The following is a 5,510-nucleotide window of genomic DNA, read 5'->3' as shown; positions in this document are numbered from 1 at the left end:
CGGGCGGCGTAGTGCGGCAGCGGCTCGGCGGGCGTTTGCGGAGGCAGCCATTGCAGCACGTGCACTGCGCCGGGCAGATGCAGAAACCGGAACACCCGCTCATCGGCCCCGAGGCCGGGGATGAGGTAAAAAACGGGCGGCGCGGCCACGGCGGGCGCTAGGTATCGAGGCGCACAAACACGCCTTCGAGGTAGAAGATGTTGTGCGGCTGCGGGTCGTCCTCTTCCTCATCTTCTTCTGGCACGGGGTAGGTGACGGACAGTTTCAGGGCCACGCTAGGCAGGGACACGGGCGGGCGGTCGTCGGAATTATATTCGAGCAGGGCGGGCCAGTCGGCGGTGGCAAGGGCATCGGCCACTTCTTCCTGCAGGGCTTCGGCGCGAGAGTGGGCCAGCGACAGCAGCGTGTCGAGCGCCTTAAAAGGCAGGGCGAGGTGGAAGAAGTGCGTGTCGTTGTCGAAGTGCGTGGTGGCCCACACGGTTACGTCGTCGGTATTATCGAAGACGATGGCCACCAGGTGAATCTGCTCGACGAAGAAGTCGGCATCGTCGGCAATGCTGTCGCTCAGAAGTTTCATTCGGTTACGGCAGGGGTTTGGAACAGCTCCAGCGTAATGTGGTCGGCCAGCAGCTTGCCGGCATCGGTCAAGGTAAGCACTTCGCCGCTGATAGTGGCCCAGCCGCTGGCTTGCAGCTCGGCCAAGTAGGCGGCGCGGGTGGCGGGCAGGTCGAGGCCGTGGTGGGTGCGCAGGTGGGCCAGGTCGGTGCCGCGGGCGGTGCGCAGGGTGGTGAGCAGGTACTCGTTGGCGCGGTCGGTGGCCGACAGCTCGTCGATGGTGATGGGCACTTCGCCGCGCTCGAGCACGGCGGCCACGTACTGCGGGTTGTTGGCTAGTGTGAAGAGGCGGTTGCGGCCGTCGTAGCTGTGGGCGCTGGGGCCGAGGCCGAGGTAGGGCACCCCGCGCCAATAGTTGCCGTTGTGCCGGCTCTCGCGGCCGGGCTGGCAGAAGTTGCTGATTTCGTACTGCTCGTAGCCGTGGGCGCGCATGGCGGCCAGCAGCATTTCGAACTGCGTGGCCACAAACTCGTCGGGCGCGGGCCGGAAAGTGCCTTTTTGCAGGCGGTGGCCGAAGGCCGTGCCCGGCTCGATGGTGAGGGCGTAGGCCGACACATGCGGCACGCCCAACGCGAAGGCATTGGCCAGGTCGGCTTCCCAGATGTGGTGGCCGGGTGCGGGCACGCCGTAAATCAGGTCGATGGAAATATTCCCGAAGCCCGCATCCTGGGCGCGGCGCACGGCGGTGGTCGACTCGTCGGCGGTGTGGGCGCGGTTCATCAGGCGCAGGTGCGGCTCGTAGAAGCTTTGCAGGCCGATGCTGAGGCGGTTGATGCCGGCGGCGCGCAACTCGGCCAGCTTGGTAGCGCTGAGGTCGTCGGGGTTGGCTTCGAGGGTAATTTCGGCCTGCGGGGCCACCGCAAAGTGGCGGTGAATGGCGGCGAAAATCTGGCTCAGCTCATCGGCCGTGAGCAGCGACGGCGTGCCGCCGCCGAGGTAAATGGTTTCGAGCGTGGTATCGGCGGGCAGGTAGGCGCGGCGCAATTCCAGCTCGCGCACGATGGCTTCGACCAGCCGGCTTTTCAGCCCCAGCGAGGTGCTGAAGTGGAAATCGCAGTAGTGGCAGGCCTGCTTGCAGAAGGGAATATGGAGATAGAGGCCGGCCATAAACAGGGACGCAAACGGCTTTTCCTGCCGCTCCGCAAAGGTAGCTCCGGGCCCGGTTGTGGTTCGGGCAGGGGAGGATGATAGCAAAAGAGGCGGCTGAAAAATACTTTCCAATCTCCTCTCTCACCCGATTATAGATACGCCAACTTACTCTACCAGCAGCTGTCGGCTGGCAGTACCGGCCCGTACAACGTAGATGCCGGCGGGAATACCGTGCAGGTCAAGCCGCACATCGGAAGTAGTAGATGAGCCGGCATTGTAGCGCCGAACCTCCCGGCCCAGCAGGTCGAAAAGCTGGATGGGACCAGCCCCAGCAGCCGTCAGGCGTAGCGTTGCCCAGCCGTGGGCCGGGTTCGGATAAAGCGTCAGCGGCTCCTGCGGGCGGGCGGCGGCGGTGGCCAGAATAGCGGCGTCGCCGATGGTGGCGAGCGTGGCTACGGGCACGCCAATGGGCCTTTCCACCACCAAGCTGCCAAACGCCGCCAACGGCGTAACACTACCTCCCACAACTACCTGCCCGCCGGCTAGGGCCAGCGCCCGGAAAACGTCGGTCCCCATGCCGCCGGCTGTCTGCGCCCAGGTCACGCTGGCGCTGCTGCCCGCATCAGCCAGGCGCACCACCAATCCATCGGGACCTCCCCGCTGAGTGATTGTGGTGCTGCCAAACGTGTCGGTCGTAATCAGGGAAGTAGCGGCGTAGATGCCGGTGCCGTTGACTGCCGTTTGGTAGACGTTGTTGTTGAGAATCTGCACCCAGCCCGTGGTCAGGGTACCGTTCACATCGGTGACCTGAAGCACATAGCCGTAGCGCGGAAAGCTGAGGGGCGGGCCGCCAAAGGAATAAGAGTCGGTGGTAGACCCTGCGACGTAAAGCGTGTTGCCCTGCCGGCTCATGCTGTTCACAAATTCAGTTCCGGCACCGCCGGCCCGCGCGGTTGAGGTAACGCTGCCCGCCGTGTTGCTATCGAACAGGCGCAGCACGGCCACATCGCCCGGGCCAGGGAGCGTGGCAGTAGTACCGGTGCTGGTGATAGAAGGTGCACCGGGGAAGTTCAGCGTGCCATAAAATGCCCCCGAAACGTACAAAATGGAACCGTTGACGCTCAGCCCGTACACGTTGATGGTGCTGCCATCGGCCTCGCCAATGCCGCGGGCCCACACAAACGAAGCAGTGTTACCGTTGTCGACCAGCCTAGCCACGTAGCCGTTGTCGCCGCTGGCGTTGCTGCTGAGGACCGTGTTGTTGCCTATGGTGAGCGCCGACCCGGTGAAGTCGCCGCCCACATACACAGTGTTACCACTGGCGGTCAGGGCTTCCACATAAACTGCCGAGGCATCATCGATGAGCTGCGCCCAGATGAAGCTGGCGCTGCTGCCAGCATCGGTAAGTTTGGCCACGTAACCGGAAAGCCCGGAGTATGTGGGCGGGGTAAGCGTGGTGTTCCCCAGCGTGATATTAGGTCCGTAGAACTGACCGGCCAGGTAGATAGTATTGCCCACTACGGCCACGCCTCCGTAGCTGTCTTCATCGCCCGCGCTGCCGGCCCGCACGGCCCAGAGGTAGGTGGCAGTGCTGGGGTTGAACTTGGCCACGAAAATGTCGCGGCTGCCTAGGCTGGTGAGGGTGGTGCCGCCCACCGTGATGCTGCCGTTGAACTCGCCGGCTACTATCACGGTGCCGTTGGCTGCGGGCGCGGCCCACCGAACGAGGCTGGGGGTAGCGGCGGTCGACACCGCCTGCCAGGCCGGGGCCGGGTTGGTACCAAGCACGAAGCTGACCAGCCCGGCGCTGGTACCCAAGGGCGTCGTTACGTCTACCACCCCCGATTGCGCACCCGCTGGCACTACCACGCCGCTGATTTGGGTGCCGGCCGCATTCACTGTAAAACCCGAAGTGACGACGTTGTTGCTGCTGCCCGCAAACGTAATGGCAGTGGCACCGGTGAGCCCTTCGCCATAGAGCGAAATAGTGGTGCCCACGGGGCCGGTGTTGGGGGCGGCCAGCGACAGCAGCGGGGCCTGGTCGAACAGCGTGGCCACAAAGCCGGGCCGGGTGCCCGCGCTGGTTCCCACACTCAGGCTGCCAAAGCTGGTGGGCGTAGTCGTCTGCCCGGCCACGTACACGGTGCGGGGGTCGAGGCGGCCTATTGTAGTGGCCTCGTCGGGACCGGAACCGCCGGCTTGTTGTGCGCTCACGAAGCTGGCACTGCTGCCCGCGTCCACCACCTTGGCCATCAGCACATCGCTGCCACCAGCGGAGGTGAGCGAACGGCTGCCCAGGCCAATCGTGCCGCCAAACGTGCCGCCCACAAACAGGCCGGTGCCATACAGGTTGAGCGCATTGGCGCTGTTCGAGAGGTCGGTGCTGGTGCCACTGTTCTGCAGAGCCCAGGCAAAGTAGGATTGGCTGCCGGTATCGACGAGCTTCGTCACAAACAAGTTGGCCAAACCGGAGTTGGTGAGCGTGGTGGTGCCGAAAGCCGCACTGGCGCTGCGGTAGCTGCCGCCCACGTACACATTGAGGCCACTGACCAATAGGCAGCGAGCGTATTCCTCGCCGCTGCCGCCGGCCTGCTGCACCCAAAAGCTGGTGAAATTATTCGCGTTCAGCTTCTGCACAAAAATGTCTTCGCTGCCCGCGCTCGTGAGGTTGCCGCCCGGCACCGCGTTGGCAGTACTGCTGAAGGTACCCGCCATATATAGCGTGCCTCCCACCGCGCGAAGGGCTGTCACGGCATCGCCGGCAGGCACAACCGGAGCCGGGCTAACGGGTTGCACCTGATTGAACCCGGAATAGCGGGCGACGAAGCCCCCCACGCCGGGCAGGGTGTAATTGTCGAAAGTGGCATTGCCGCCGCTGCTGCCGCCCAGGTACAACGCGGAATTGGTGACGTTGGTCAGCGCGTTGGCCCTGTCGTTGGAAAGGCCGCCGGCACGCTTGCTCCAAGTCACGGTGGCGCTCGCGCCGGTGGTCGATTCGGTGAGGCGGGCCAGGAAAATATCACTGGTTCCCACCTGTGCATTGGTCAGGACCATGCCGGAAGAGCCCAACGAGAAGGTTGAGCCCAGAAAGTTGCCAGTTACGTAAACATAGGGGCTATAAATGGCTATGGCCGTGGCCTGGTTCAGGCCCGTAGTGGCACTGCCATTGCCTTTAACAGCCCACACGAAACCAGTGGCCCGGTTCCATTTAGCCACGAATACTTCCCGGCCGTTGGTAGTGCTGAAAGACGTATTGCCAAAGGTGGCGGTGCCGGCAAATCCGCCGGCCAGATACACGTTGCCGGCCCCGTCGGTGGTACTGGCTTGCACCTGCACATCGCCGGCCGCGGCTATTGCCGTTTGCCAGGTAAGCGTCTGGGCCTGCGTGGAGTGGCCTAAGGGGCTGAGTAGCAGTATTGCCAGAAGGCCGATTACTAGTTTGATAGAAGAAGCTATAGACCTGTTTATCATGCTGGAAAGCTGATTTAAGTGAAAGAGAAGGAATAACTTATGCAATAACGCGATGATGTACGCAATGGCAAGCGTATTAGCCAGCCCGTGGCAGCAACGGTTGTGCGTTGGGCCGGACAAGCTGGTGGCACCCACACAAGCCCGGCCAGTGCCTCGCCTGTACCTTCGGGAAATTAAACAGCCGCTTTCGCGTTGTGCCTCCGAATGACCAGGGTTCTGCTATACTTTTGGGGAATGCTCGTGCTGCTGGCCGGCGCGGCCGCCCGCGCCCAAACGCCCGGCCTCGACCCCACTAATCCCAATCAGCCCGGTTTGGCCAGCCCACCGCTGCCGCC

The 5,510-nt window shown here is 63.5% G+C and carries 3 protein-coding genes; all 3 read right to left on the bottom strand.

What is annotated here, in order from left to right; genetic code table 11:
* Window positions 1-157: 157 nt before the first annotated feature.
* The 3 genes from ACYVDE_RS13595 to ACYVDE_RS13585 all read right to left on the bottom strand — a co-directional run bounded on the left by ACYVDE_RS13595 (window position 158) and on the right by ACYVDE_RS13585 (window position 5,175).
* Window positions 158-577: a hypothetical protein gene (locus ACYVDE_RS13595; protein ID WP_460502085.1), complete on the bottom strand. Its 420-nt coding sequence runs from the start codon at window positions 575-577 to the stop codon at window positions 158-160.
* A complete protein-coding gene (gene hemW, locus ACYVDE_RS13590; RefSeq protein ID WP_460502084.1) occupies window positions 574-1,722 on the bottom strand; it encodes a coproporphyrinogen-III oxidase family protein in 1,149 nt (382 codons plus the stop codon). Before hemW ends, ACYVDE_RS13595 begins: the two co-directional genes overlap by 4 nt.
* Window positions 1,723-1,869: 147 nt before the next feature.
* Complete coding sequence (locus tag ACYVDE_RS13585; protein WP_460502083.1) at window positions 1,870-5,175, bottom strand: T9SS type A sorting domain-containing protein; 3,306 nt, start codon at window positions 5,173-5,175, stop codon at window positions 1,870-1,872.
* Between the last annotated feature and the right edge of the window lie 335 nt (window positions 5,176-5,510).

This window comes from Hymenobacter agri (assembly GCF_054778495.1).
This window is presented reverse-complemented; position numbering and strand designations above follow the sequence as displayed.